Origin of the sequence: Klebsiella sp. K-3 (genome assembly GCF_051207495.1) — a bacterium.
Taxonomy (GTDB): Bacteria; Pseudomonadota; Gammaproteobacteria; order Enterobacterales; family Enterobacteriaceae; genus Klebsiella; species Klebsiella aerogenes.
The window spans coordinates 68,446-93,021 of the sequence record NZ_JBPNXF010000009.1; the positions used below are offsets into that span (position 1 = coordinate 68,446).

At 54.1% G+C, this 24,576-nt stretch carries 30 protein-coding genes; 23 read left to right on the forward strand and 7 right to left on the reverse strand.

The genetic code is table 11. From position 1 onward, the window contains the following. Positions 1-19: 19 nt before the first annotated feature. Positions 20-265, reverse strand: coding sequence for a hypothetical protein (locus tag ACSEMK_RS16140; protein WP_020079192.1), 246 nt, complete (start codon positions 263-265; stop codon positions 20-22). Between ACSEMK_RS16140 and fliD the strand changes: the two genes are divergently transcribed. The 4 genes from fliD to ACSEMK_RS16160 all read left to right on the forward strand — a co-directional run bounded on the left by fliD (position 259) and on the right by ACSEMK_RS16160 (position 3,572). Beyond that, positions 259-1,662, forward strand: a complete 1,404-nt coding sequence (fliD, locus tag ACSEMK_RS16145; protein ID WP_047043640.1) for a flagellar filament capping protein FliD — start codon at positions 259-261, stop codon at positions 1,660-1,662. The two genes, ACSEMK_RS16140 and fliD, sit on opposite strands and share 7 nt — an antisense overlap. 24 nt (positions 1,663-1,686) lie before the next feature. Beyond that, positions 1,687-2,097, forward strand: a complete 411-nt coding sequence (fliS, locus tag ACSEMK_RS16150; protein ID WP_015704959.1) for a flagellar export chaperone FliS — start codon at positions 1,687-1,689, stop codon at positions 2,095-2,097. Continuing rightward, on the forward strand, positions 2,097-2,504 hold the full coding sequence (gene fliT, locus ACSEMK_RS16155; RefSeq protein WP_032714211.1) for a flagella biosynthesis regulatory protein FliT: 408 nt from the start codon (positions 2,097-2,099) through the stop codon (positions 2,502-2,504). Before fliS ends, fliT begins: the two co-directional genes overlap by 1 nt. A 282-nt stretch (positions 2,505-2,786) precedes the next feature. Further along, positions 2,787-3,572 carry a DUF4225 domain-containing protein gene (locus tag ACSEMK_RS16160; RefSeq protein ID WP_316424508.1) on the forward strand — a complete coding sequence of 262 codons (786 nt, stop codon included), beginning with the start codon at positions 2,787-2,789 and terminating at the stop codon, positions 3,570-3,572. Here the strand turns inward: ACSEMK_RS16160 and ACSEMK_RS16165 are convergent, their stop codons facing one another. The 3 genes from ACSEMK_RS16165 to fliE all read right to left on the reverse strand — a co-directional run bounded on the left by ACSEMK_RS16165 (position 3,573) and on the right by fliE (position 5,238). Continuing rightward, the gene (locus ACSEMK_RS16165) at positions 3,573-3,899 is read right to left on the reverse strand and encodes a hypothetical protein (RefSeq protein ID WP_289576837.1); all 327 of its coding nucleotides are present in this window, start codon (positions 3,897-3,899) and stop codon (positions 3,573-3,575) included. Between the two features lie 647 nt (positions 3,900-4,546). Beyond that, complete coding sequence (locus tag ACSEMK_RS16170) at positions 4,547-4,660, reverse strand: YmiA family putative membrane protein (protein WP_410477028.1); 114 nt, start codon at positions 4,658-4,660, stop codon at positions 4,547-4,549. Positions 4,661-4,923: 263 nt separating this feature from the next. After that, positions 4,924-5,238, reverse strand: coding sequence for a flagellar hook-basal body complex protein FliE (gene fliE / locus ACSEMK_RS16175; RefSeq protein WP_015367290.1), 315 nt, complete (start codon positions 5,236-5,238; stop codon positions 4,924-4,926). Between the two features lie 299 nt (positions 5,239-5,537). On the opposite strand from fliE, the gene fliF reads away from it, so the two are divergent. From fliF to sra, 14 genes are all read left to right on the forward strand, one after another. Beyond that, positions 5,538-7,214, forward strand: coding sequence for a flagellar basal-body MS-ring/collar protein FliF (fliF, locus tag ACSEMK_RS16180; RefSeq protein WP_087858079.1), 1,677 nt, complete (start codon positions 5,538-5,540; stop codon positions 7,212-7,214). Continuing rightward, the gene (gene fliG / locus ACSEMK_RS16185; protein ID WP_430915004.1) at positions 7,211-8,203 is read left to right on the forward strand and encodes a flagellar motor switch protein FliG; all 993 of its coding nucleotides are present in this window, start codon (positions 7,211-7,213) and stop codon (positions 8,201-8,203) included. The genes fliF and fliG overlap by 4 nt, the downstream gene beginning before the upstream one ends. After that, positions 8,196-8,897: a flagellar assembly protein FliH gene (gene fliH, locus ACSEMK_RS16190; RefSeq protein ID WP_411325406.1), complete on the forward strand. Its 702-nt coding sequence runs from the start codon at positions 8,196-8,198 to the stop codon at positions 8,895-8,897. The genes fliG and fliH overlap by 8 nt, the downstream gene beginning before the upstream one ends. After that, entirely contained in the window at positions 8,897-10,258 is a 1,362-nt protein-coding gene (fliI, locus tag ACSEMK_RS16195; RefSeq protein ID WP_411325405.1) for a flagellar protein export ATPase FliI, read from the forward strand. Before fliH ends, fliI begins: the two co-directional genes overlap by 1 nt. 21 nt (positions 10,259-10,279) lie before the next feature. Then, a complete protein-coding gene (gene fliJ / locus ACSEMK_RS16200; RefSeq protein ID WP_015367295.1) occupies positions 10,280-10,726 on the forward strand; it encodes a flagellar export protein FliJ in 447 nt (148 codons plus the stop codon). Then, positions 10,723-11,901, forward strand: coding sequence for a flagellar hook-length control protein FliK (locus tag ACSEMK_RS16205; protein ID WP_430915003.1), 1,179 nt, complete (start codon positions 10,723-10,725; stop codon positions 11,899-11,901). The genes fliJ and ACSEMK_RS16205 overlap by 4 nt, the downstream gene beginning before the upstream one ends. A 162-nt stretch (positions 11,902-12,063) precedes the next feature. Then, positions 12,064-12,552: a flagellar basal body-associated protein FliL gene (gene fliL, locus ACSEMK_RS16210; protein ID WP_015367297.1), complete on the forward strand. Its 489-nt coding sequence runs from the start codon at positions 12,064-12,066 to the stop codon at positions 12,550-12,552. 5 nt (positions 12,553-12,557) lie between these two features. After that, positions 12,558-13,565: a flagellar motor switch protein FliM gene (gene fliM, locus ACSEMK_RS16215; protein WP_015367298.1), complete on the forward strand. Its 1,008-nt coding sequence runs from the start codon at positions 12,558-12,560 to the stop codon at positions 13,563-13,565. Beyond that, the gene (gene fliN, locus ACSEMK_RS16220; protein WP_015367299.1) at positions 13,558-13,974 is read left to right on the forward strand and encodes a flagellar motor switch protein FliN; all 417 of its coding nucleotides are present in this window, start codon (positions 13,558-13,560) and stop codon (positions 13,972-13,974) included. The genes fliM and fliN overlap by 8 nt, the downstream gene beginning before the upstream one ends. Beyond that, positions 13,974-14,366, forward strand: a complete 393-nt coding sequence (gene fliO / locus ACSEMK_RS16225) for a flagellar biosynthetic protein FliO (protein ID WP_113374252.1) — start codon at positions 13,974-13,976, stop codon at positions 14,364-14,366. Before fliN ends, fliO begins: the two co-directional genes overlap by 1 nt. A gap of 2 nt (positions 14,367-14,368) precedes the next feature. After that, the gene (gene fliP, locus ACSEMK_RS16230; RefSeq protein WP_430915002.1) at positions 14,369-15,130 is read left to right on the forward strand and encodes a flagellar type III secretion system pore protein FliP; all 762 of its coding nucleotides are present in this window, start codon (positions 14,369-14,371) and stop codon (positions 15,128-15,130) included. Positions 15,131-15,147: 17 nt separating this feature from the next. Further along, on the forward strand, positions 15,148-15,417 hold the full coding sequence (fliQ, locus tag ACSEMK_RS16235) for a flagellar biosynthesis protein FliQ (RefSeq protein WP_015367302.1): 270 nt from the start codon (positions 15,148-15,150) through the stop codon (positions 15,415-15,417). A gap of 2 nt (positions 15,418-15,419) precedes the next feature. Next, a complete protein-coding gene (gene fliR / locus ACSEMK_RS16240; RefSeq protein WP_430915001.1) occupies positions 15,420-16,202 on the forward strand; it encodes a flagellar biosynthetic protein FliR in 783 nt (260 codons plus the stop codon). Positions 16,203-16,463: 261 nt separating this feature from the next. After that, positions 16,464-16,598 (forward strand): stationary-phase-induced ribosome-associated protein, encoded by a 135-nt coding sequence (gene sra / locus ACSEMK_RS16245; RefSeq protein WP_072251507.1) that lies wholly within the window; start codon positions 16,464-16,466, stop codon positions 16,596-16,598. Between the two features lie 394 nt (positions 16,599-16,992). On the opposite strand, the gene ACSEMK_RS16250 is transcribed toward sra, so the two are convergent. After that, complete coding sequence (locus ACSEMK_RS16250) at positions 16,993-17,685, reverse strand: hypothetical protein (RefSeq protein ID WP_430915000.1); 693 nt, start codon at positions 17,683-17,685, stop codon at positions 16,993-16,995. 67 nt (positions 17,686-17,752) lie between these two features. Here ACSEMK_RS16250 and ACSEMK_RS16255 point away from each other — a divergent pair, with 67 nt between their 5' ends. Further along, positions 17,753-17,989 carry a hypothetical protein gene (locus ACSEMK_RS16255; RefSeq protein WP_213317032.1) on the forward strand — a complete coding sequence of 79 codons (237 nt, stop codon included), beginning with the start codon at positions 17,753-17,755 and terminating at the stop codon, positions 17,987-17,989. 278 nt (positions 17,990-18,267) lie between these two features. On the opposite strand, the gene ACSEMK_RS16260 is transcribed toward ACSEMK_RS16255, so the two are convergent. Further along, the gene (locus ACSEMK_RS16260; RefSeq protein WP_430914999.1) at positions 18,268-19,158 is read right to left on the reverse strand and encodes a GlxA family transcriptional regulator; all 891 of its coding nucleotides are present in this window, start codon (positions 19,156-19,158) and stop codon (positions 18,268-18,270) included. Positions 19,159-19,258: 100 nt separating this feature from the next. Between ACSEMK_RS16260 and ACSEMK_RS16265 the strand changes: the two genes are divergently transcribed. Next, on the forward strand, positions 19,259-19,666 hold the full coding sequence (locus ACSEMK_RS16265; RefSeq protein WP_430914998.1) for an MAPEG family protein: 408 nt from the start codon (positions 19,259-19,261) through the stop codon (positions 19,664-19,666). Positions 19,667-19,668: 2 nt separating this feature from the next. Here ACSEMK_RS16265 and ACSEMK_RS16270 read toward each other — a convergent pair whose 3' ends face one another. Further along, a complete protein-coding gene (locus ACSEMK_RS16270) occupies positions 19,669-20,604 on the reverse strand; it encodes a LysR family transcriptional regulator (protein WP_087858092.1) in 936 nt (311 codons plus the stop codon). 92 nt (positions 20,605-20,696) lie between these two features. On the opposite strand from ACSEMK_RS16270, the gene ACSEMK_RS16275 reads away from it, so the two are divergent. The 3 genes from ACSEMK_RS16275 (at position 20,697) to ACSEMK_RS16285 (ending at position 23,731) form a co-directional block, all read left to right on the forward strand. Then, positions 20,697-21,173, forward strand: coding sequence for a GNAT family N-acetyltransferase (locus tag ACSEMK_RS16275; RefSeq protein WP_087858093.1), 477 nt, complete (start codon positions 20,697-20,699; stop codon positions 21,171-21,173). 469 nt (positions 21,174-21,642) lie between these two features. After that, positions 21,643-22,989 carry an amidohydrolase gene (locus ACSEMK_RS16280; protein ID WP_113374257.1) on the forward strand — a complete coding sequence of 449 codons (1,347 nt, stop codon included), beginning with the start codon at positions 21,643-21,645 and terminating at the stop codon, positions 22,987-22,989. Between the two features lie 121 nt (positions 22,990-23,110). Continuing rightward, the gene (locus ACSEMK_RS16285) at positions 23,111-23,731 is read left to right on the forward strand and encodes a LysE family translocator (protein WP_087858095.1); all 621 of its coding nucleotides are present in this window, start codon (positions 23,111-23,113) and stop codon (positions 23,729-23,731) included. Positions 23,732-24,576: the final 845 nt, after the last annotated feature.

Consider the following 24,576-nt stretch of genomic DNA (forward strand, 5'->3'; position numbering starts at 1 on the left):
TGCGTTCAGTGCAACGTGGTTAAAAGGTTCGGGCTTGCTTGCCCACGGCGTCAACCACCGTCCCTTCTGGTATCGACGTATCCTTTGCAACCTTTAGCCATTTTTTGAAAAATTTTTGCCCCTCCGCCAATGGCGAAAATAACGCGCTTTTTCCCTCTTCTATTACGCCATCGCCTTTTTCACTTTTTCGGTAAACTTTTTCTCCACTGGGCCGATAACGCAATAAGCGAATAACGTCATTAGTAAGGAGAAACACCAATGGCATCGATCAGTTCCTTAGGCATCGGCTCAGGACTCGACCTCAACGGTTTACTGGACAAACTCAGCAAGGCGGAACAACAGCGCCTGACGCCGTATACCACTCAGCAAACCAGCTATAACGCGCAGCTAACGGCTTACGGCACGTTAAAAAGCTCGCTGGAAAAATTCGATAACCTGAGCAAGGAGCTGGCTAAGCCGGAGTTTTTCAACAGCACTACCGCCACCAAGCACGACCAGTTCACCATCACCACCACCAATAAGGCGGTGCCGGGCAACTATAGCGTTGAAGTGCAGAAGCTGGCGCAGCCGCAAACCCTGACCACCCAGGCGACAATTACCGACCAACAAGAGAAACTAGGAACCGCCGGCAATAGCAATCGCTCCATTACGATCACCGCCGGTAATCCGCCGAAAGAGACCACGATTCCGCTGAGCGACGACCAGACCTCGCTGCTGGAGATGCGCGATGCCATCAACGGCGCTAAAGCCGGCGTCACCGCCAGCATCATGCGCGTCGGCGACAATGACTATCAGCTGGCGCTGAGCTCCTCCACCACCGGCGAGAAAAACACCGTTTCGGTGCAGGTGAATAACGACGATAAGCTCGGCGCCATCCTCAACTACGACAGCAGCAGCAAAAGCGGCGCGATGAAGCAAACCGTCGCCGGGCAGGATGCGGAGATCGTCGTCAACGGCACCAAAATTAAGCGCAGCACCAACTCGATTGCCGATGCGCTGCAGGGCGTCACCATCGACCTGAAAACCACCACCAAAGCCGGCGAACCGCAAAACCTGGTGATCGGCATTGATAAGAGCGGCACCGCCGACAAAATCAAAGAGTGGGTCGATAACTACAATTCGCTGCTCGACACCTTCGGCTCGCTGACCAAATACACCCCGGTGAAAAGCGGTGAAGCGCAAAGCGCCAAGAACGGCGCGCTGCTGGGCGATAACACCCTGCGCGGCATTCAGTCTTCGATTAAAAGCGCGCTCAGCGCCGCTCAGGACAACCCGGAGCTGAAAGGCCTTGGTAACCTCGGGATCTCAACCAATCCCAAAACCGGCAAGCTTGAAGTCGACAGCACGAAACTCAATAAAGCGCTCGACGAGAAACCGGATCAGGTCGCCAACTTCTTCGCCGGCAACGGTAAAGACACCGGGATGGCCACCGAAATCCATAATGAAATCCAGAACTATATTAAAGCGGGCGGCATCATCGAGAACTCGACCAAAAGCATCAACACCAATCTCGATCGCCTGAATATCCAGATCGACACCGTTTCCGATAGCATCCAGAACACTATCGATCGCTATAAACAACAGTTTGTTCAGTTGGATACCATGATGTCCAAGCTGAGCAGCACGGGTAACTACTTACAACAGCAGTTCTCGTCCCAGTAACCCTTAATCAGGTAATGAAACAGCATGTATAACCGTAGCGGCACGCAAGCCTACGCACAGGTCAGTCTGGAAAGCAGCGCGATGAGCGCCAGTCCGCACCAGTTAATCGTAATGTTGTTCGACGGGGCGCTTAACGCCCTGCTTCGCGCACGCATCCTGATGAATCAGGGTGATATCGCCGGTAAAGGCCTGGCGCTGTCGAAGGCTATCAACATCATCGACAACGGGTTGAAAAGCGGCCTCGACCACCAGCAAGGCGGCGAAATCGCCGATAATCTGGCGGCGCTGTACGATTATATGAAGCGACGCCTGATGCAGGCCAACCTGCATAATGACGAAGCGGCGATCGTCGAAGTGGTCAAGCTGCTGGAGAATATCGCCGATGCCTGGCGGCAAATTGGGCCAAACTATCAACCTGCTCAGGGTACATTGTGATGGAACGCCAACAGCAGCTTTTAGCCGCCTATCAGCAGATCCATACCCTGAGCAGTCAGATGATTGCCCTGGCGCGCGCCGGGCAATGGGAAGCGCTGGTGGAAATGCAGTTTGCCTACGTGACGGCGGTTGAGAAAACCGCCGAATTTACCGGCAAAGCGGGGCCATCGCTGGCTCTGCAAGAGATGCTCAACGCTAAGTTGCAGCAGATTATCGACAACGAAGGGGTACTGAAAGGGCTGTTGCAGCAGCGGATGGAGCAATTAAAAACGCTGATCGATCAATCCACTCGCCAGAACGCGGTCAACAACGCTTACGGCCAGTTCGACGATCGTTCGCTCCTGCTTGGCGAACTGCAGTCCGATAATGTGGTCGCCATCAAGAGCAAAAGCGAAGAATTACAATAACAACAACAGCCTCACAGCCAGATATTCCGGCCAGGAAGCGCATGATGGGTCTCACCAGGGCAATGCAGAGTGTTGCCTGGTAAGCCATCGGCGGATTTTACAGGGCTAATAAGCAATAATATATAATCTATTATTTCATTTACGCTTCATACATTCATCAATTAAATATTCCAAACATCGCACCAGCTAAAATAAGCCACTCACGGGCTTAAGGAAATATGCCTGTAAAATATACTGTGTTATCTTGACCGGATTAATATGATATTACTCACGGGATAAAACATGGATGTATTCTTCGGGAAAACGCGTTTTTCCAATTATTTTATGGCCATGGCGCAAGCTGAAACTAACGGATTAATGAATACCGCGCTGGCGGTTTCTGCTTATCACCTTCATGATCCCCTAACCCGAGTCAGGTTTCAGGACAGCGTTAAAAGATTTGCCCTTTCACAGATTAACATTATCCGTCATAGCAGTGATGATAAGCAGTGCCAGCAGTGCATTCAGGCAATCAGGCAAGAGCGGGAAAATCTGCTTATTCAGGACAGAATGTTGCGAACCGGTGAAGCCATGCTCACTGCCTCCGCGCGGTTCTACCGGGAAAACGAAAAAGTCATCGGCTACATCATCGACGGAATCGGTGTTGTTCTTGGCGGTATGCAGGTTATCGGAGGTTTTGGAATAACGGCTAGCTCATTAATGACAGGAAACGTTATTGGCGTTATTGCTGGTGCAACATTGATGTTTCATGGCTTTGGCACAATGGCTGAAAAGTTAGATGGTGTTAATTTTGCAGAAAAATATTATGAAGATGCATCTCAATTTTTAGGGTTTAGTAGAGAGTTGGGAAAGCTTTCATATCAGGTAGTCGATCTTTCAACCTCTTTTTATGGCCTTGCCAAACTTACCTTAAAACCAGAAGCGTGGCGCTTGTTTTATTTCACTGGCCCAGATTTTTACCGAAAAGTAACAGCCATGAGTAAGCCAGCCATGGTGTTAAAAGGGATATCCTCAACGGTAAAAGGGATACAGATAGGTAACACGATGTATGAAGTTAAAGATAAATGACTATCTTATTTTTAGATACAATTTGTATGCTTTGAGCGCCATTGGAAACGGAGTTAGTTTGTAAACTACCGAGAAACCGAATAATAAAATGAAAAAATAGGCAAAATGATTAATTGACTCATAATTATAACACCAATGAATGAGCACTATAAAAACAATAAAAAAACCTAAGACTCCAGCCCAAAGTCTTTTGCGAAGTTCATCGATTAAATCAAAATAGCTTTTGTTTTGGCTTTCTTGCCGCGCCAGGATTTCACGCAGGCGCGCAATCTCTTTTTCGGTGAAGCCATGTTCACGAAGATCATCTTCTGTTAGCTGCTTTCCCACGCCCGGCTCCTCCATGCTGGTTATATATTTTTCCAATATTTCCGACTGAAGATACCCATTGTGTTGCTCAGCCAAATGCTCAGATGTAATGCCACTGCCGGGGTTACCACAGTCCGTGGAATATTGCCCCTGAAGTTGCCAGGGGTCAAGCGCGCGTTCATACCCTACAACGGTTTCACGCCCGAACCGCCAGAATGCTGTCAGTTTAAAGGAAAAACGTCACGCTAGCGCCCCGCCTTCATCCTCCCAACGGCAGACCATATGGTACAGCTCCCGCTCGTCGTATTCATCGTGGAATCTATTCACAACAACCTCCAGACGATTGTTAGACACGATCTAAGTTTAGTTGTTGGTAAGGAGGGGGTATATCAAGAAGAGTAAAAGCGGCGATTACTCGCTATCCTGTCGCCAGGTTTCATGAAACATCGCTATCGCAACAAAAGCTAAAACGACAAAAAATACAACGGTCTGAAGCCACAGCATAACGCCTCCGCGGAGCAAAATTTGCGCAGATTATTTGCCACCGGGCCGAGAAACGATAGTGAATTGCCATCCAAATTTAAATTTTCGCCTTACACTGCTAAAACAAAGATACCCTCTCTTCTGGCTGAAGAGCCGATATTTAATAATGGTGTAAGTTGTCCTTGTTAAGCCAACGCGAAGGCCACAATCGTCGCAATCGTTCCCCAAAAGACCAATAAACCGAGAAAAATCCCTATCCATACCTTACGCCGCAATTGATGGTCTACTTTTTCGGACATCTGCTATTCCAAATTAGAATTATTTTGGCAAGACCATACAGTTTGTAGTGGTAGTAGTCAGATCGTTTGTATCGATCGATGAGCCGCTATTGATCTGTATCCCCTATCAATTGTAGTGATATTTCAGTCTCATTCATTCACCGGTTGATGGATTAAAATCAATGCAGAGGCGAGCAATTTTTGTCGTTGTCGCCGTAAATAGACAAAACCGCCAGCGTTAAGCATAGCGGTTTGCAGGAAGAAGTAGCGTCGAGATTTTATGACTAAACCGGCATATTCATGATGTCCTGATAGGCCGCCACCAGCTTATTGCGCACCTGCACACCCATCTGCAATGAAACTGAAGATTTCTGTAAATCGACCATCACATCATTGAGGCTGATGCCCGGCACGCCCAGCTCGAAGTTCTGCGCCTGTTGACGCGCGGCCTGCTGGGTATCGCTGATTTTACCCAGCGCGGCGGTCAATTCACTGGCAAAACTGACTCCCTGCGGTACGCTATTCTGCCCGTTATTTCCCGCCTGAATCGCCATCGCCTGCATCTGTTGCAGTACGCCTTCAATACCCTGAATCGCCATCTTTTCCTCAATACTATCGTGATCGCCAGGCGCTATTTCACCCTGTACTTCTCCAATGCTGCACACCCTAACACAGCGATTTTTACTTAAAGCGGTTAATTAGCTGCAAAAAACCCGGCTTATCGGGCAATCAGAATCATCTGATAAGACGAATAATGGCCTGCCCAGAAATGGGAGCGCCGCTATTGAGAAAAGATGTGTATCAGGGAGTCTGTTTTGTCACATAACGCTATCCATACCGTTCGTCAGCACGCCAGCGCGCGTCGCCGCCTGAACGCCAGCGAAGGATACCGCCAACCATGAGTGCCTCGTTATCCGCCGGCGAAAGCCGCGACAACGGCCTGCAGGCCATCTGGAGCCGTCTGCGCGCCAATCCAAAAATACCGCTGCTGGTCGCCGCCTCCGCCGCTATCGCCATTATCGTCGCGCTGCTGCTGTGGGCGAAAAGCCCGGATTATCGCGTGCTGTACAGCAATCTGAACGATCGCGACGGCGGCGCTATCGTCACCCAGCTGACGCAGATGAACATCCCCTACCGCTTCGCCGAAAACGGCGCGGCGCTGATGATCCCGGCGGAGAAAGTGCATGAAACCCGCCTGCGTCTGGCGCAACAAGGGCTGCCGAAGGGCGGCGCCGTTGGCTTCGAACTGCTGGATCAGGAAAAATTCGGCATCAGCCAGTTCAGCGAACAGATTAACTATCAGCGCGCTCTCGAAGGCGAACTCTCACGCACTATCGAGTCGCTGGGGCCGGTGCAGAATGCGCGTGTGCACCTGGCGCTGCCGAAACCCTCGCTGTTCGTCCGCGAGCAAAAATCCCCTTCCGCCTCTGTCACCCTGACGCTGCAGCCGGGTCGTGCGCTGGATGATGGCCAAATCAACGCTATCGTCTATATGGTATCAAGTAGCGTCGCCGGCCTGCCGGCGGGCAACGTCACCGTGGTCGATCAGGCCGGACGCCTGCTGACGCAGTCCGACGGCACCGGGCGCGACCTCAACGCCTCGCAGCTGAAATATGCCAACGAAGTGGAAAACGGCTATCAGCGACGCATTGAAACCATCCTGGCGCCGGTGGTCGGCAGCGCCAACGTTCGCGCTCAGGTGACCGCGCAGATCGATTTCGCCTCCCGCGAGCAGACCGACGAACAGTATCAGCCGAACCAGCAGCCCGAGAAAGCGGCGATCCGTTCGCAGCAAACCAGCAGCAACGAGCAAATCGGCGGGCCGCAGGTGGGCGGCGTCCCTGGGGCGTTATCCAACCAGCCGAGCGCGCCGGCCACCGCGCCGATTGAAACCGCTAAACCGGCGGCCAATAACGCCAACAACACGACCAACACCCGTAGCGCCGCGGCCAACAGCGGCCCGTTAAGCACCCGACGCGACGCCACCACCAACTACGAACTCGATCGCACCATCCGCCATACCCAACAAAAAGCCGGGACGGTGGAACGTCTGTCGGTCGCCGTGGTGGTGAACTATAGCCTCAACGCCGACGGCAAAGCGCAGCCGATGAGTAAAGAACAACTGGCGCAGATTGAAGCGCTGGTGCGCGAAGCGATGGGCTACTCCAGCACCCGCGGCGATAGCCTGCAGGTGGTCAATACGCCGTTTACCGACAATCAGATGACCGGCGGCGAGCTGCCGTTCTGGCAGAGCCAGGCGTTTATCGATTTGCTGCTCGAACTGGGACGTTATCTGCTGGTACTGCTGGTCGGCTGGGTATTGTGGCGCAAGCTGATTAAGCCACAGCTGCAGCAGCGTCAGGCCGCACAGCAAGCCGCGGTCGCCGCCGCCAGCGCGCCGGTCGCTAAAGCAAACGACAGCCATAAACCAAGCAATGAGGAGCTGGCGCTGCGTCGTAAATCGCAGCAGCGCGTCAGCGCAGAAGTCCAGAGCCAACGCATCCGCGAACTGGCGGATAAAGATCCGCGGGTCGTCGCTCTGGTAATCCGCCAATGGATGAGTAACGAACTATGAGCCTGACCGGAACCGATAAAAGCGCCATTTTACTGATGACGCTGGGCGAAGACCGCGCGGCGGAGGTGTTCAAGCACCTCTCCTCCCGCGAAGTCCAGCTTTTGAGCGGCACCATGGCCGGCATGAGCCAGGTCTCGCATAAACAGCTCGGCGAGATCCTGTCTGAATTTGAAGACGATGCCGAACAGTTCGCCGCCCTGAGCGTCAACGCCAGCGACTACCTGCGATCGGTGCTGGTGAAAGCGCTGGGCGAAGAGCGCGCCGCCAGCCTGCTGGAGGATATCCTCGAGTCCCGTGAAACCACCTCCGGGATGGAAACACTCAACTTTATGGAGCCGCAGAGCGCCGCCGATCTGATCCGCGATGAACACCCGCAGATCATCGCCACCATCCTGGTACACCTCAAGCGCGGCCAGGCGGCGGATATTCTGGCGCAGTTCGATGAGCGCCTGCGCAACGACGTGATGCTGCGTATCGCCACCTTCGGTGGCGTACAACCAGCGGCGCTGGCGGAGTTGACCGAAGTGCTCAACAACCTGCTCGACGGCCAGAACCTCAAGCGCAGCAAAATGGGCGGAGTGCGTACCGCCGCCGAGATTATCAACCTGATGAAAACCCAGCAGGAAGAAGCCGTTATCGACGCGATGCGCGAATACGATGGCGAGCTGGCGCAGAAGATCATCGACGAGATGTTCCTGTTCGAAAACCTGGTGGAGGTCGACGATCGCAGTATCCAGCGCCTGCTGCAGGACGTGGACAGCGAATCGCTGCTGATTGCCCTGAAGGGCGCCGAGCAGCCGCTGCGCGAGAAGTTCCTCAAAAACATGTCCCAGCGCGCGGCCGATATTCTGCGCGACGATCTCGCCAACCGCGGGCCGGTGCGCATGTCGCAGGTGGAAAACGAACAGAAAGCGATTCTGCTGGTGGTAAGACGGCTGGCGGAGAGCGGCGAAATGATCATTGGCGGCGGCGAGGACACCTATGTCTGATCGCATTAATTCCATGCCCTGGCAGCCCTGGTCGCTCAACGACCTCGGCGACGCGGCGCCGGCTTTCGAACCGCCGCTACCGACGCTGGATAACGAAGCCTTGCAGCCTGACGCTCAGGCGGAACTGCAGCAGCAGCTTGCCGCCCTGCGCGTACAGGCCGAGCAGCAAGGTCAGCAATCCGGTTATGCCGATGGTCAGCAAAAAGGCTATGAAGCTGGATTTCAGCAGGGGCTTGAGGAGGGTCGCCAGCAGGGGCTGCTGGAAGCACAGCATCAGCAACAGCCGCTGACCGACCACTGGCAGCAGCTGGTGAGCGAGTTTCAGCACACCCTTGACGCGCTCGATTCGGTCATCGCCTCACGCCTGATGCAGCTGGCGCTGACCGCCGCGAAACAGGTGCTTGGCCAGCCTCCGGTCTGCGACGGCACCGCCCTGCTGACGCAAATTCAACAGTTGATCCAGCAAGAGCCGATGTTCAACGGCAAGCCGCAGCTGCGCGTACACCCGCAAGATTATGAGCGCGTTGAGCAGCAGTTAGGCACTACCCTCAGCCTGCACGGCTGGCGGCTGCTGGCGGACGGCGATCTACACCCCGGCGGCTGTAAGGTCAGCGCCGAAGAGGGCGATCTCGACGCCAGTCTCGCCACCCGCTGGCATGAATTGTGTCGCCTCGCCGCGCCGGGAGCGCTGTGATGACCGCCCGTCTCGGCCGCTGGCTGAATTCGCTTGAAGCGCTGGAACAGCGTATCGCCCGAACGCCGACCGTGCGACGCTACGGTCGGCTGACCCGCGCCACCGGCCTGGTGCTGGAAGCCACCGGCCTGCAGCTGCCGCTCGGCGCGACCTGCCTTATCGAACGCGACGGCGGCGACGGTGTGCAGGAAGTGGAGAGCGAAGTGGTCGGCTTTAACGATCAGCGGCTGTATCTGATGCCGCTGGAAGAGGTCGAAGGGATTGTACCGGGAGCGCGGGTTTACGCCCGCAGCGCGGCGGACGGCCAGCACGCAGGTAAACAACTGCCATTGGGCCCGGCGCTGCTGGGACGCGTGCTCGACGGCGGCGCCAGGCCGCTTGACGGCCTGCCCGCGCCGGAAACCGGCTATCGCGCGCCGCTGATTACCGCGCCGTTTAACCCGCTGCAGCGTACCCCTATCGAGCAGGTGCTGGACGTCGGCGTGCGCACCATCAACGGCCTGCTGACCGTTGGACGCGGCCAACGTATGGGACTGTTCGCCGGCTCCGGCGTCGGTAAAAGCGTACTGCTGGGTATGATGGCCCGCTACACCCAGGCCGACGTTATCGTCGTCGGCCTGATCGGCGAACGCGGCCGGGAAGTCAAAGACTTTATCGAGAATATTCTCGGCGCCGAAGGCCGCGCGCGTTCGGTGGTGATCGCCGCCCCAGCAGATGTATCGCCGCTGCTGCGCATGCAGGGCGCCGCTTACGCCACCCGCATCGCTGAAGATTTTCGCGATCGCGGCCAGCACGTGCTGCTGATCATGGATTCGCTCACCCGCTATGCGATGGCGCAGCGCGAAATCGCGCTGGCGATCGGCGAACCGCCGGCTACCAAAGGCTATCCGCCCTCGGTATTCGCCAAACTGCCGGCGCTGGTTGAACGCGCGGGCAACGGTATCAGCGGCGGCGGTTCGATCACCGCCTTCTATACCGTACTCACCGAAGGGGACGATCAGCAGGATCCGATCGCCGATTCGGCGCGCGCGATCCTCGATGGCCACGTGGTGCTGTCCAGACGGCTGGCGGAGGCCGGTCACTACCCGGCCATCGATATTGAAGCCTCGATCAGCCGTGCGATGACGTCACTTATCGATGACGAACATTATCGCCGGGTACGCACCTTTAAACAGATGCTGGCCAGCTTCCAGCGCAACCGCGATTTGATAAGCGTCGGCGCCTATGCCGCCGGTAGCGACCCGCTGTTGGATAAAGCCATTACCCTGTATCCGCAAATGGAGACCTATCTGCAGCAGGGAATTTTCGAGCGCTGCGGTTATGACGAAGCCTGTCTGCAGCTACAGCAGTTGATTGTTTAACGCCATCGGAGACGCCACGCGATGAAAGCACAGTCCCCTTTGATTACCCTGCGCAATCTGGCCCAGGAGGCCGTCGAACAGGCGGCGCAGCGCCTGGGCCAGGCGCGCCAGGCGCAACAGGCCGCCGAGCAACAGCTGACGATGCTGCTTAACTATCAGGACGAGTACCGGCAGAAGCTCAACAGCACCCTTTCCGGCGGCATGGAAAGCTCCCGCTGGCAGAACTACCAGCAGTTTATCGCCACCCTCGAACAGGCCATCGAACAACAGCGCCAGCAGCTGCTGCAGTGGGGGCAAAAGGTGGATCACGCCGTAAAGCAGTGGCAGGACCATCAGCAGCGGCTGAACGCCTACGACACCCTGCACACACGCGCGCAAAACGCCGAGCTGCAGTTGGAAAACAAACGCAATCAAAAATTGATGGATGAGTTCGCGCAACGCAGTACACAAAGGAATACCGCTTCATGAATCTCAATGCTTTGCCCGCCCTTAGCCTGCACGGCGACGCTAGCGCCCTGCCGGATCTGGCGCTCGATGACGTTCAGCTGTCGTCTGCCTTCGCGCAACTGCTTGGCGCGCGCTTCACGCCCGCGCCAAGCGGCACGCTGCCGCCGGCGGCGCTGAGCGCCGACGATGAAAGCGCCCCGCCGCTAAGCCGTAACCAGCTTAACCAACTGCTGGCCGCGCTCGGCGAACGCGGCGCGCTGCTGGTCAATGCGCTACCGGCATCGGCGGAAAACGCCGTCGACGCGACAGTGAAAAAAGAGGATGCCGACACGGATACGCCGCCGCTCAGCGAGGCGAAAACCGTAGATCCGGCGACGCTGCAGGCGCTGTACGCCATGCTGCCGGCGACAATCGTCGCTCAGCCGCCGCAGACCGCGCTACCGCAGGATCAACAACCTGCTCTTACCGGCGATAAAGCCGCGCTCCGTATCGGCAACGCGACTACTCAGGATATCGGGAATCTGCCGCCAGGCGAGCCGGCGGCGAAATTGCAGCCGGGCACGGATCCCCTTAGCGGACAAAATCTGCCTTCCCCTGTCGCGCAGGCCGCGACCACGCCGCAGCACGATATGGCCGAACGCCCGGCGGAGAATGCTCCAGCGCAGCCAGCCGCCATCGCTTTCGCCGCCGCCAGCCCCAGCCAAAGCGCCACGCCCGCCAATGCGCTGGTGACCGCGCCGCCGACACCGCAGCTTAATGCCCAGCTCGGCAGCCCGGAATGGCAGCAGGCGCTGAGCCAGCAGGTGCTGATGTTCCATCGCAACGGCCAGCAGAGCGCCGAACTGCGCCTGCATCCGCAGGAGCTGGGCGCGCTGCAGATCACCCTACAGCTCGACGATAAACAGGCGCAGCTGCATATCGCTTCCGCACACGGTCAGGTACGCGCGGCGGTCGAGGCGGCGATGCCGCAGCTACGTCACGCGCTGGCGGAAAGCGGAATCAACCTCGGTCAGAGCAGCGTTGGCGGCGAGGCGACGCCGCAGTGGCAGCAGCAAAACGGTAACGGTGAAGGCCGCGCCAGCTACGCTGAACGCCATGGCGGCGGCAGCGATGCCGCGCCGATTGAGCCAGTCAGCGCCCCGGCAGCCCTGCAGCGAATGGCCAACCAGCTCAACGGCGTCGATATTTTCGCCTGAGGGGCGCTAAACGGCCAATCTGGCCCCCATTTGCCCGTTTATTCCGGCTATTGCCTCGCGCGTTAGCCGCGATAATACCTTTATATGTCATACGTGCGGCGCCGCCGCGCGTGATGCCCGTCAGCAACGCGGCGGGCGGAACAACAGGAATTTGATTTGGCTATGTCTCAAAACTCCCTTCCGGCAACCGCGCCCAAACGTCCCTTACTGATCATCCTGCTGACGATCGTCGCCGTGGCCGCCTGCGCAGCAGCAGGTTACAGCTGGTGGCTGCTGCAACAGCGCGACGGCGGCGCGCAAACCGCCATCGAAAAGGAAAAACCGCCCGCGCCGCCGGTATTTATGCCGCTGGATACCTTCACCGTCAATCTGGTGACCCCGGACAACGATCCGGACCGCGTACTGTATATCGGCCTGACGCTGCGCCTGCCGGATGAGGCAACCCGCCGTCAGCTTAATGATTTTCTGCCGGAGGTGCGCAGCCGCCTGCTGATGCTGCTCTCGCGTCAGGAGGCCGGTCATCTGGCCAATGAACAAGGCAAGCAGCAGCTGGTCGCGCAGATCAAAGAGACGCTGAGCGCGCCGCTGGTTAAGGGACAACCGAAGCAGGTGGTCAGCGATGTGCTGTTCACCGCCTTCATACTGCGGTAATCACCATGGGCGATAGCATTCTTTCACAGGCAGAGATCGACGCCTTGCTCAACGGCGACAACACGGGCGATGAGCCCGAGACGGTTGTCGGCGGTAAAGAGAGCGAGGTTAAGCCTTACGATCCGAATACCCAGCGCCGCGTGGTGCGTGAACGCCTGCAGGCGCTGGAAATTATCAACGAACGTTTTGCCCGGCAGTTCCGCATGGGATTGTTCAACCTGCTGCGCCGCAGTCCGGACATCACCGTCGGGCCGATTAAAATTCAGCCGTACCACGAGTTTGCCCGCAACCTGCCGGTGCCGACCAATCTTAATCTGGTACACCTGAACCCGCTGCGCGGCACGGCGCTGTTCGTCTTCGCGCCGAGCCTGGTATTTATCGCCGTCGATAACCTGTTCGGCGGCGACGGGCGTTTTCCGACCAAGGTCGAAGGCCGCGAATTCACGCCCACCGAACAGCGGGTCATCAAACGCATGCTGCGTCTGGCGCTGGACGCCTACGGCGACGCGTGGAGCGCAATCTATAAGATTGACGTCGAATACGTGCGTGCGGAAATGCAGGTCAAATTCACCAACATTACCACCTCGCCGAACGATATCGTGGTGACCACGCCGTTCCAGGTGGAGATTGGCGCGCTAAGCGGTGAATTCAATATCTGTATTCCTTTCGCCATGATTGAGCCGCTGCGTGAACTGCTGACCAATCCGCCGCTGGAGAATTCCCGCCAGGAAGATAGCCAGTGGCGCGAAACGTTGGTCAAGCAGGTGCAGCACTCCGAGCTGGAGCTGATTGCCAACTTCGTCGATATCCCGATGCGCTTATCGAAAATACTTAAGCTGCAGCCTGGCGACGTTTTACCGATAGATAAACCGGATCGCATTATCGCCCATGTCGACGGCGTGCCGGTGCTAACCAGCCAATATGGCACCTTAAACGGGCAGTACGCCCTTCGTGTTGAACACTTGATTAACCCTATTTTGAATGCTCTGAGTGAGGAACAGCCCAATGAGTGATCCTAAGCAACCGTCTGGCGCAGGAAAGGAATCCGTAGACGATCTGTGGGCTGATGCGCTTAATGAACAGCAGTCGTCTGAGAAATCCAGCGCCACCACCGATGGGGTGTTCAAATCGCTGGAGGCCCAGGATGCGCTCGGCAGCCTGCAGGATATCGATCTGATCCTCGATATTCCGGTGAAGCTGACCGTTGAACTGGGGCGCACCAAAATGACTATCAAAGAGCTGCTGCGCCTGTCGCAGGGATCGGTTGTCGCGCTGGATGGCCTGGCGGGCGAACCGCTGGATATCCTGATCAACGGCTATCTGATAGCCCAGGGCGAAGTGGTAGTGGTGGCCGATAAATTCGGCGTGCGTATTACCGATATCATTACCCCGTCCGAACGTATGCGTCGGTTGAGCCGCTAATGACCGCCCCCGTTACCGTGCAGGCCAGCCAACCGGTTACCGAACCGGCAATATCCGGCGGCTCGGCGCTCATGCAGGTGAGTAGCGCGCTCGGCGCGATTCTGCTCCTGATCCTGCTGGCCGGTTGGCTGTTCCGCCGCCTCGGCTTTGCGCCGCAGGCGCGCGACAGCCGACTGCTTAACCTGCGCGCCAGCTGCCAGGTTGGCCAGCGCGAACGCGTGGTGGTAGTGGAAGTCGATAATACCCTGCTGGTGCTGGGCGTTACCGCCCAGCAGATCACCCCGCTTCATCAATTTCCGGCCCCGCCGCGCGATGAAGATACCGCAGGGGCAAGGCCTGCGAACGACTTCCGCCAGCTGATGCGCAACGTCCTCAACCGCCCGGAAAAATAGCCATGTTCCCTACTTTGTTCGCTTGCCTTCGCCGTCGGGCGCCGTGGCTCGCCGCCGCGTTACTGCTGCTGAGTCCTACCGCCTTCGCCCAGCTTCCGGGGCTTATCAGTCAGCCGCTGGCCAACGGCGGCCAGAGCTGGTCGCTGCCGGTGCAGACGCTGGTGCTGCTGACCTCGCTGACCTTCCTACCGGCGATGCTGCTGATGATGACCAGTTTTACCCGCATCATCATCGTACTGGGCCTGCTGCGCAATGCGCTGGGTACCCCCTCCGCGCCGCCGAACCAGGTAATGCTCGGGCTGGCGCTGTTCCTGACCTTCTTTATCATGTCGCCGGTGTTCGACAAGGTCTATGAGAACGCCTACCTGCCCTTTAGTCAGGATAAAATTGGTCTCGACGCAGCGCTGGATAAAGGCGCGCAGCCGCTACGCGAATTTATGCTGCGCCAGACCCGCGAAAGCGATCTGGCGCTGTACGCTCGTCTGGCCAACCAGCCGCCGCTGGCCGGGCCGGAGGCGGTACCGATGCGTATTCTGCTGCCCGCCTACGTCACCAGCGAACTGAAAACCGCTTTCCAGATTGGTTTTACGGTGTTTATTCCGTTCCTGATTATCGATTTAGTGGTCGCCAGCGTGCTGATGGCGCTGGGGATGATGATGGTGCCGCCGGCGACAATCTCGCTGCCGTTTAAGCTAATGCTGTTTGTGCTGGTGGATGGCTGGCAGCTGCTGCTGGGCTCGCTGGCGCAGAGCTTCTATTCCTGAACCGCCGGAGAACAATCATGACGCCGGAATCCGTGATGGCCATTGGCACCGAAGCGATGAAGGTTGCCCTGGCGCTGGCCGCACCGCTGCTGCTGGCGGCGCTAATCAGCGGGCTGGTGGTCAGCCTGCTGCAGGCCGCCACCCAGATTAACGAAATGACCCTGTCGTTTATCCCCAAAATTCTCGCGGTAGTGGCGACGATTATTATCGCCGGGCCGTGGATGCTGAACCTGCTGCTGGACTATATGCGCACGTTATTCAGCAACCTGCCTAATATTATCGGCTAGCCGTGATCCCCTTTGACAGCGCCCAGCTTAGCGAATGGCTCAGCCAGTATTTCTGGCCGCTGCTGCGTATTCTGGCCCTCATCAGCACCGCGCCGGTGCTGAGTGAAAAGCAGATAAGCAAAAAGGTGAAAATCGGCCTCGGCGGCCTGATTGCAATACTGATCGCCCCAACGCTGCCCGCCAACGCGATCCCCATTATCTCTGCTGCCGGTTTATGGCTGGCGGTTCAGCAGATCCTGATCGGCGCGGCGCTGGGGCTGACGATGCAGCTGGCCTTCGCCGCGGTACGCCTCGCCGGCGAAGTCATCGGCATGCAGATGGGGCTATCGTTCGCCACCTTCTTCGACCCCAGCGGCGGCCCCAATATGCCGGTGCTGGCGCGGCTGCTGAACCTGCTGGCAATGCTGCTGTTTTTAAGCTTTGACGGCCACCTGTGGCTGATCTCGCTGCTGGCCGACAGTTTTCATACCCTGCCGATCCAGAGCCAGCCGCTAAACGGTAACGGTTTCCTGGCGCTCACCCAACTGGGTTCGTTAATCTTTATCAACGGCATGATGCTGGCGTTACCGCTGATTTGTCTGTTGCTCACGCTCAATATCGCCCTGGGTCTGCTCAACCGCATGACGCCGCAGCTATCGGTATTCGTGATCGGGTTTCCGGTGACCATGACCTTTGGCATTATGACCCTCGGCATGATGATGCCGATGCTGGCTCCCTTCTGCGAACATCTGTTTGGCGAAATGTTCGATCGCCTGGCGGCCGTTATCGGCGGTATGACGTTTTAACCCTGCCGTTATTTCCCTCTTTTTCGCCGGACAAAATGGCAATAAAACCCGTTTACTGGGATAAAAGCCTGGAAAAACGTTTTTATTGCTACTAAGGCCCGAATATTCATAGCGGCTTGAATTAAAAAATAGCCACCCTACAATAAAGCCTGAATTTAATTGTTAGTGAATTTTATTTTTTAGAAAATTAAAACCTTGGGAAACGCAGAATATTTTTATGCGTGGGTTTAGTGCATCTTTAATAAAATAAGGAGCGACATCATGATTAAGGCGAAAGGTAACCGTATAGCGCGGCGTGTATTAGGCCTGCCCCACTGGGAAAGTAACCGATTTAAAATCGTGCTGGCCGACACCGCCGCTGGCGGAAAATGGAAAGTGGTGAAGAAAAAGAAATAATCCTGACTGGCAATTGATCTTTGCGCAACATAATTCCAAATTGCACAGTGCCGTAGCCCCGGTAAGCGCTCGCGCCACCGGGGATTTTGAGGCCACCCACACCGGCAGTTTCAGCCAGCATGGTGAATAAATTAAAGGCAGTCCGCACTGTTATCAGTGTGCAACTTTTTTAATGGTTTTTCCCGGACGCGGCGCGTTGCGCCTTCTCCGGGCTACCAAATCGCAAAGCGCAGTAGCCCCGGTAAGCGGCAGCACCACCGGGGATTTTGAGGCCACCAACACCGGCAGTTCCGTAGGTCGGTTAAGGCGCTAGCCGCCACCCGACAAAAAAGTACCGCGGGTAGATGCTGTGAATATTTTCCGCCCTACGTAACTCAAACTTATTCAATGACGATTAATACGCTAAGCTTTTCATTACGGAAAGAATGCGCTCTTCTCCGCGAAGCCCTATTGCATTTATCAATGCTCTATCAATTTTATTGCTGACAAGAAAATAAAGCATTTCCATATTATTGTTGTAGAGTGCCAAATATAACTGAGGCGATATATCTCTGAGTTTTCTTGCAGAAATCGCTGCCGTCTGAACCTTTCCATAAAGAGATGCGGCTGTCACTACCACAAAACTGGATCGGTTAAGTTGCATCATGACATCATTTTTGAAATTAAATGAGTTAACAATGATGATAGATAAAGCATTTGCAATTGCGCCCCTTGTTAGCAATCCACTTCGATAACTTGATAGACCTTTTGCAAGACTGATATCAAGATATTTTATCTCACTCACTTTTAAATATTTAAGTTCTTCCTCAATATACATTCTCATCATATCTGCAATGATATTTTTTCTTTTATATATCTCGTAAATACATTTTATGAAACGGATATCCTCTTCTGATAATTCCGAGCATATGGCCTTATACTCATCCAAAAGACATGTACTGTACCATGTAGCCCTCTCTAAACCAGATCGAACATCTTCCAGGACACTAATACTATTCTGTTGAACACCTCTTACAGCACGGTCGAGTGCTATAGCAGCATTCCTGTCGGTTTCCATTCTAAATTTGACCATCGAAGATATAGACATTGCCTGAATTCCCTTTTCATGATAAAAACACGAGGTGTAATTAGCACCATATCATGAGGAATGAATTATGAAAAAATGGATTTTTATTATTTTTTCTTTCATCCTATCATTTATCATCCTGGTTACCCTGATGTTTGAATTAGCGTTTCGCCTATTAAAGGCTGATGAAGTTATCAACTTTATGGAAAAATCAGTTTTTATCGATTCGTTTAATTCATGGTTTATCTTTTTGGTTATATTATCATTCATAGGCGCTATTATTATCAGCAGCGTGGTATTTTTAAAGATTAAAAAGGTGCTGTAATGTCCTGTTTATCTTCTTTTTTTAAAGAAATAATTAACGACCTTAAAGTTTATGTCATTATCATTTCTCTTTTTACATTTTATTACTTTGCAATTCCAGAATATTGGTTTCTATGCAGTATATTTACAATAATCATTTATGGTATTATTAAAATAGTTATAGCGTCAAAAAAAAGTAATAAAGGTGCTATTAAATGACGATGTTACTTTTGGTCGCATTCACTGGCAGCCTGCTCAGAATAATAACTTACCGTATCTTACCCTGACTTATACATAAAATCACACAGCATGACGCAACGCCCGAATTCCTTTTCCAGTCTGACGGCGCAGCAGCGCAAGCAGCGTTGACACCTCCGAATAACCCACGTCAGCGGTAATCGACTCTATATCTTTCCCCTCGGCAAGCAGCTGCTTTACTCGCTCGATCCGTAATTGCTGAAAAAAAGCCAACGGTGATTTACCCAGCGCGGCCTCCGTTCTGCGCTGCAAGGTGCGTGGATGCACGTTAAGCGCACCGGCGGCCGCCTGCAGGGAAAATCCCTGCGCCAGATGCGCCCGCGACCAGTGCTCAAAGCGGTTTATCAGGGCATCGGCATGCTGAGGATAACCCGCCGGCGAGCGGGAAACCTGAGGATGGCGGCTATCCCCCGCCATCGCTGTTGTCAGCAAATCCGCAAGCGGCGGGCTGCTCTGGCGAATCAGCCACAGCGCCAGCTCCACATGACCCATCATAGCGCCGGGAAGGATTGGCGGCGCCGCATTGAGCCATGACGTTGTGGCGGCCTGTTCATTGAGCAAACGGCTATCAGCCAGGATGAAGGTATTTAAACAGGCCGCGGCAATTTTAACGCCGTTCTTCGCCATGTTTTGCAAAAACCGCTTAGCGTCAGCAATATCGTGCCAGCCATCCGATGGCGATTGTCGTGCGTGAACATTGAGCGCCGGTACCACAATCCAGTCAGGAGAATCCAAACCCGATACCTGATGGGCAGGAATACTCAGCCCATGGGCTGATTTAACCTGCCCGGCCACGGCAATCATCTGCACATCAAAGCGAGAAATATTCATGCTCTGGCGTCGCGCCATATCATTAGCCGCAGCGAACGTATCCAGCAACGTCGCTAAGCCGGTATCGAACACGCCATCCAGAGCCAGAATATTTATCTTCATGTCGTTAATGGTATTGAAATTGTCATTTTTGCATATGGTTCTATTTTAACCTTAGCCATAGACTTTCCTCTATCGTTATTAATTACCAGAGCCAAATAACATGAAAAATAACCCCGAACTGATTATCCTTACGTTAATTTGCCTGCTAACGGTTATGATGTGGATCCCCTATATTATTGCCAGAGCCACGCGTGCTAACGCCGCGTCCGCAGCGGGGAGTGCTCATTCGCTATCAACCGGTCCAGCGCCCTGGGTGCAGCGTGCGCAAAAGGCGCATGCCAACGCGGTAGAAAACCTGGTTATTTTTGCCCCGCTGGTGGTGGTCGCCGCGTTGCTTAACGTCAATAACGCCATAACGTTAATTGCGGCTACAATTTATTTGCTCGCGCGCATTGTCCATTATATTGCGTATACCGCCGGGATCCCCGTTATCCGAACGCTCGCCTTTCAAACCGGTTTTGTCGCGACGGTTACTATTGCGATAGTTATTTTAAGTTCGGTTTTTTGAGGTTAAAAACTCCCGGCATCCGCTGCCAATGCCAGGCTTTGTAGCGCCGTCTTCAGCCATTTGGTTGCTCCTCGCTGCCCGCCGCGTTTATGGGAATAGATCTTCACGGTGAACGGGCTTATGGTGAACGGCAAAGGAAAAATCGCGATCGGGGCGGCATGAAGGAACTTCTCTGCGGCATAACGAGGAATCGCCATTAACAGATCGCTTTGCGCCACAATAAACGGCGCGCTGAGCATTGAGGGAGTTTTGAGCGCTATTTGCCGCGTATAGCCTAATTCCTGCAAACGTAAATCCAACACTCCCTGCTTTTCGTTCCACGGCGTGACCACCAGATGCCGCGCGGCGAGATAATCCGCCAGCGTCAGCGCCGTGCGACGGGTATTGCTAATAACCACATACTCATCCTCAAACCAGTCAATTTCGTCCAGTTCATGATGCCGGATATCTTCAGCGGTGCTGAAGCCCAGCGCCAGATCCACCTCCCCCGCCAGCAGCTCCGTCAGTGCCGGGCTATGTGGCAAATAACGGAGCTCAAAACGCAGGCCCGGCGCTTCATGCTGCAGCTTTTGCATCAGCGCAGGGAAAATGCATAACGCGGTGAAATCGGTAATGGCTATCTGGATCCGCTCTGTGCTGTCGGCGGCACTAAATTCCGGCTGTCGCGTGAGTTCCTGATTAAGTAATTTCAATACTGAAGCGATGGAGGGCGCGAGCTGAGTGGCATAGACGCTCGGGCACATCCGATGCCCTTCGCGAAAAAACAACGGATCGTTCAGCGCCACGCGCAGCCGTGACAGCGCGTGACTCAACGCGGAGGTACTCATCGCCAGCTCATCGGCGGCGAGACGAACGGAACTGTGGCGATAGATGGCATCAAAAACGAGCAACAGATTGAGATCGAGGCGTCTGAGCGCCGGATGCATAATATTCATCATTGGGTGATTTCATTGCACTTAATTCTTCTGACAATACCCCCTATGCTTAGCGTCATCAATATCGTTAACGTGTGAAAACGACAGGAAAAATGATGAGTATTACGATTAGACAGGCCCGTGCGGATGACGCTTCTGCCATCTACAATATGATTTATGAGCTGGCGGTGTATGAAAAAGCCCCACAGGAAGTGGTTACCACCCCCGAAGAGATCCGCGAAACCCTGTTTGGCGACGACAGTAAGACCGAAGCGCTGATCTGCGAAATTGACGGTAAAACGGCGGGCTATGCCGTGTTCTTCACCAGCTATTCAACCTGGCTCGGACGCAACGGTATTTATATGGAAGATTTGTATATCTCACCGGATTATCGCGGCCAGGGCGCGGGTCGAGCGCTGCTAAAAACCATTGCCCGGTATGCGGTTGCGCGACGCTGCGGACGCCTTGAGTGGAGCGTGCTGGACTGGAACCAGCCGGCCATTGATTTTTACCTCAGTATTGGCGCCGCGGCGCAAAGCGAATGGGTCCGCTATCGCCTCGATGGCGAAGCGCTGTTGAAATTTGCAGAGTAAAGCCGTATTTCCCCATCAGGGGCATTCGTTTGCAAGATGATGTGTCTGGAGTGCTCGAACCAGATGGCGGCATGGCTGAGCTACGTAGATCGCAGTGGGGACTTTACTCTGCCTGGAGATATCAAACCAAAGCCATGACGGTTAACTGCCGACATAATTAGTATCCCGGAAGAATTCTATCAGCGCATGGTTCGTTTTGCCGGGATACTTACAATACCATGTACAACAGGCGTTACCGTACCTTCGCATAAATCGCTTTTCTCCCTTTCTCTGCGGCTAAAAAGAACATTTCCTCCACGGGAAGTTAGTAACCCATTGTTACTATGCTGTTTTAGCCCTCTCGCCTCACAAAAACAGATCACACATTTGACGGATGGATACTACTGACGCATACACAAATACCTGTGCTATTCAGTGAGCGGGTTATTTTCCGCGTTCAGGGCAATAATAAAATAAGGAATCAATTAAGATGATGATATCCCGGAGATCGCTTATCGGCAGCGCCATTGCCAGCAGCGCGCTAATGGCCGTAGCGAGTGGACGTGCGTTTGCGCAAAATGCGCCAGCGCAGGCGGCCGACAATAAGCCGAAGCTGCCTGCGTCAGCGTCGCCGATTTTGCTAAAGAACATCGTTATTGGAACGGCAAGCGCGCCAACGGATGTCCTGATTGCCGAAGGCAAAATAGCCCGTACGGGCCACGCCTTATCCGCCGCGAATGCGCAATCGATAGATTGCACGGGTTGTCTGCTGTTACCCTCTTTCATTGATACCCACGTCCACCTCGACAAAACGCGCTTCGGCGCGCCGGAGCGTCTACACCATATCGCCACCGCCAGCGTAGCGGAACGAGCGGCCAACGAACGCAAACTGCGCGTAGAGCTTAAACATGACCCCTACCTTTATGGCTCCAACCTTGTACGGCAGATGGCGGCAATGGGAACGACGCATCTGCGTAGCCATATCGACATCGACCCGCTTACTAAGCTGTCCGACGTTGAAGCCCTGATGCGCATTCGTGAGGATTTTAAGGGCTACATGAGCATGGAATTCGTCGCTTTTCCGCAATCAGGGATTATTAAATCGCCAGGCGTTGCGGATTACATGGCTCAGGCGCTGGATATGGGCGTGGAATACATCGGCGGCCTCGACCCGCAGGGTTTTGATAACGACCGCAAAGGCCACCTTGATGTCCTCTTTACCCTGGCGGAAAAGACCGGTAAGCCGATCGATATTCATTTGCACGAGCCGGGTCAGATGGGGCTGGCTTCCATCAAAGAGATTATTGTTCGCGGCAAGGCGCTGGGGATGAAGGATAAAATCACTCTCTCGCACGCGTTTTCACTCGGACAAATATCCGAAAGCGAACTGAACGCCGTTCTGGCCGACATGGCTGACTTAGGCGTCCGCGTTATCGGCACGGCTCCGGGCAATGTCGCATTCCCGCCTATCGAACCACTATTGGATGCCGGAATTCTCTACGCTGCGGCGAACGACAATATTCAGGATATGTGGTCCCCCTGGGGAGATGGCGATCAGCTACAACGTGCGAAAACGTTCGCCTACAGCGCCAATTACCGTGCAGATGCGCCGCTGATGCGCCCCTTCGAGATGATAACGCGTATTCCGGCCCAGCATATTAATCTGCCGAACCACGGGCTGGAACATCTGAAGGAAGGTAACGCCGCCAACCTGGTGGTGCTGGAAGCCAGCGACGTACCGGCAGCGGTGTTATACACGCCGCCGCGCAAGCTGGTATTGAAAGACGGAATTATTATTGGTCGTGACGGTAAGAGCGCGATACCGCAGAAAATCTGAGTTCAGGGGACAATCTGCTGCGGGCCGATCGCATTTTCTGGCGGCCCGCAGCGGATCACCCCGGCATGAGATTGAACGGTTAGCAATAATCGGGTAGCATCCGCTCTTTCGGATAAAGAAAATGTCTGTTACCGATTCACTTCTCGCTTTTTCCCTTGCTGCGCTTTTGCTTACCCTGACTCCCGGCCTGGACACGGCACTCATTTTGCGCACCGCCTGTGCTGAAGGTGGTAAAAAAGCATTTCAGGCGGCGCTGGGCATTGATACTGGTTGTTTCATCTGGGGAGCGATTGTTGCACTGGGCCTCGGCGCCCTGCTGGCGGTTTCAACGTTGGCTTACACGATTCTGAAAATCGGCGGAGCCGCCTATCTGAGCTGGCTTGGCATACAGCTTCTGATGCGGCCTCGTTCGTCTTTCAACCACGATAATGGCAGCGTAGCTTCACACAACAACTGGTTTATCAGAGGGATGCTTGGGAATGTGCTTAACCCCAAAATGGGCATATTCTATATCTCGTTTTTGCCTCAGTTTATTCCTGCCGGGCACTCCCCTTTACTATGGACATTTATCCTGGTCAGCATTCACGTCACGATTGGCACTCTCTGGTCAGTGACGCTTATCTTATCCACGCATTTTGCTTCAACCATCCTGAAAAAAAGCAGCGTTGTTAGCATCATGGACAGAGCAACCGGCGGTTTATTTTTGTGTTTTGCGGCTAAACTGGCTATCAGTTCGAGATAATCCTGGCCGATAAATGATGCCCATCTCTGGCATCGCTCGGGAGAGATGCTTTACGCGAGAAACGGAAGCTGGAACTGCCGAAGCCATGCCTATTCACCCGTCCTCTTAGCGCAGACTCCTGCGCTTAACATCAGGCTGGAAAATTTCCCATGATATGAGCTTGATGGTTCAGCGTTTCTTTTATGTTATCGACTCTGACCTTCCTGATATCTGAACTGCGCGAAGATCCATAACGTAAAATCACCTGCTTTAAGTGACTGAATCACGCCAAATACCGATAAGGTCAAGAAGTGAGTAGCGCAGGGTCGTCCATTCACGCTCTGAAACCATTTATGAACATCATATTGCAGAGGATTTAATGGTTGTACATGCATATTTAAGAGCAGGGGTAACAGCAAGGGACCACTTAACTCATACCAGATTTACCTAACAAAGAAGAGCAATTGAATCACATGCAGCACATTATCCTTATAAAAATAGACAAATAGTTTATTAGATCGAATATTAGATTATTCCGAGATTAACATCTTATTTGTGCAATATGAAATCCTGCAACCATCAGAGCCGACAAATGCACTCTGCATCAACTAGTTATGTATATACACCACACAATTCAATGCTTTTTAGCCCCCTTGAAATTCAACGACTTAAATAAGCAATGCCTTGTAACTCTAAATACTAAACGAGTTGTATAAAAAAGTAATGAACCTAAACTTTTGCATTAGGCGATTCAATGGATAGATGATTACCAATCAAGGTAAAGACACTTGCTGTTAAATGCGAGTCATCTGCTGCATTAAAAAAAACCGCTATTGATATTAATCAATGGTGCAGGCATGCGTCTT

Excerpts from the sequence above, each read along its gene's own strand:
- fliD (WP_047043640.1), top strand. The coding sequence starts at position 259 with ATGGCATCGATCAGTTCCTTAGGCATCGGCTCAGGACTCGACCTCAAC.
- ACSEMK_RS16140 (WP_020079192.1), bottom strand. The coding sequence starts at position 265 with ATGCCATTGGTGTTTCTCCTTACTAATGACGTTATTCGCTTATTGCGT.
- fliS (WP_015704959.1), top strand. The coding sequence starts at position 1,687 with ATGTATAACCGTAGCGGCACGCAAGCCTACGCACAGGTCAGTCTGGAA.
- fliT (WP_032714211.1), top strand. The coding sequence starts at position 2,097 with ATGGAACGCCAACAGCAGCTTTTAGCCGCCTATCAGCAGATCCATACC.
- ACSEMK_RS16160 (WP_316424508.1), top strand. The coding sequence starts at position 2,787 with ATGGATGTATTCTTCGGGAAAACGCGTTTTTCCAATTATTTTATGGCC.
- ACSEMK_RS16170 (WP_410477028.1), bottom strand. The coding sequence starts at position 4,660 with ATGTCCGAAAAAGTAGACCATCAATTGCGGCGTAAGGTATGGATAGGG.
- fliE (WP_015367290.1), bottom strand. The coding sequence starts at position 5,238 with ATGGCGATTCAGGGTATTGAAGGCGTACTGCAACAGATGCAGGCGATG.
- fliF (WP_087858079.1), top strand. The coding sequence starts at position 5,538 with ATGAGTGCCTCGTTATCCGCCGGCGAAAGCCGCGACAACGGCCTGCAG.
- fliG (WP_430915004.1), top strand. The coding sequence starts at position 7,211 with ATGAGCCTGACCGGAACCGATAAAAGCGCCATTTTACTGATGACGCTG.
- fliH (WP_411325406.1), top strand. The coding sequence starts at position 8,196 with ATGTCTGATCGCATTAATTCCATGCCCTGGCAGCCCTGGTCGCTCAAC.
- fliI (WP_411325405.1), top strand. The coding sequence starts at position 8,897 with ATGACCGCCCGTCTCGGCCGCTGGCTGAATTCGCTTGAAGCGCTGGAA.
- fliJ (WP_015367295.1), top strand. The coding sequence starts at position 10,280 with ATGAAAGCACAGTCCCCTTTGATTACCCTGCGCAATCTGGCCCAGGAG.
- ACSEMK_RS16205 (WP_430915003.1), top strand. The coding sequence starts at position 10,723 with ATGAATCTCAATGCTTTGCCCGCCCTTAGCCTGCACGGCGACGCTAGC.
- fliL (WP_015367297.1), top strand. The coding sequence starts at position 12,064 with ATGTCTCAAAACTCCCTTCCGGCAACCGCGCCCAAACGTCCCTTACTG.
- fliM (WP_015367298.1), top strand. The coding sequence starts at position 12,558 with ATGGGCGATAGCATTCTTTCACAGGCAGAGATCGACGCCTTGCTCAAC.
- fliN (WP_015367299.1), top strand. The coding sequence starts at position 13,558 with ATGAGTGATCCTAAGCAACCGTCTGGCGCAGGAAAGGAATCCGTAGAC.
- fliO (WP_113374252.1), top strand. The coding sequence starts at position 13,974 with ATGACCGCCCCCGTTACCGTGCAGGCCAGCCAACCGGTTACCGAACCG.
- fliP (WP_430915002.1), top strand. The coding sequence starts at position 14,369 with ATGTTCCCTACTTTGTTCGCTTGCCTTCGCCGTCGGGCGCCGTGGCTC.
- fliQ (WP_015367302.1), top strand. The coding sequence starts at position 15,148 with ATGACGCCGGAATCCGTGATGGCCATTGGCACCGAAGCGATGAAGGTT.
- sra (WP_072251507.1), top strand. The coding sequence starts at position 16,464 with ATGATTAAGGCGAAAGGTAACCGTATAGCGCGGCGTGTATTAGGCCTG.
- ACSEMK_RS16250 (WP_430915000.1), bottom strand. The coding sequence starts at position 17,685 with ATGTCTATATCTTCGATGGTCAAATTTAGAATGGAAACCGACAGGAAT.
- ACSEMK_RS16255 (WP_213317032.1), top strand. The coding sequence starts at position 17,753 with ATGAAAAAATGGATTTTTATTATTTTTTCTTTCATCCTATCATTTATC.
- ACSEMK_RS16260 (WP_430914999.1), bottom strand. The coding sequence starts at position 19,158 with ATGAAGATAAATATTCTGGCTCTGGATGGCGTGTTCGATACCGGCTTA.
- ACSEMK_RS16265 (WP_430914998.1), top strand. The coding sequence starts at position 19,259 with ATGAAAAATAACCCCGAACTGATTATCCTTACGTTAATTTGCCTGCTA.
- ACSEMK_RS16270 (WP_087858092.1), bottom strand. The coding sequence starts at position 20,604 with ATGATGAATATTATGCATCCGGCGCTCAGACGCCTCGATCTCAATCTG.
- ACSEMK_RS16275 (WP_087858093.1), top strand. The coding sequence starts at position 20,697 with ATGAGTATTACGATTAGACAGGCCCGTGCGGATGACGCTTCTGCCATC.
- ACSEMK_RS16280 (WP_113374257.1), top strand. The coding sequence starts at position 21,643 with ATGATGATATCCCGGAGATCGCTTATCGGCAGCGCCATTGCCAGCAGC.
- ACSEMK_RS16285 (WP_087858095.1), top strand. The coding sequence starts at position 23,111 with ATGTCTGTTACCGATTCACTTCTCGCTTTTTCCCTTGCTGCGCTTTTG.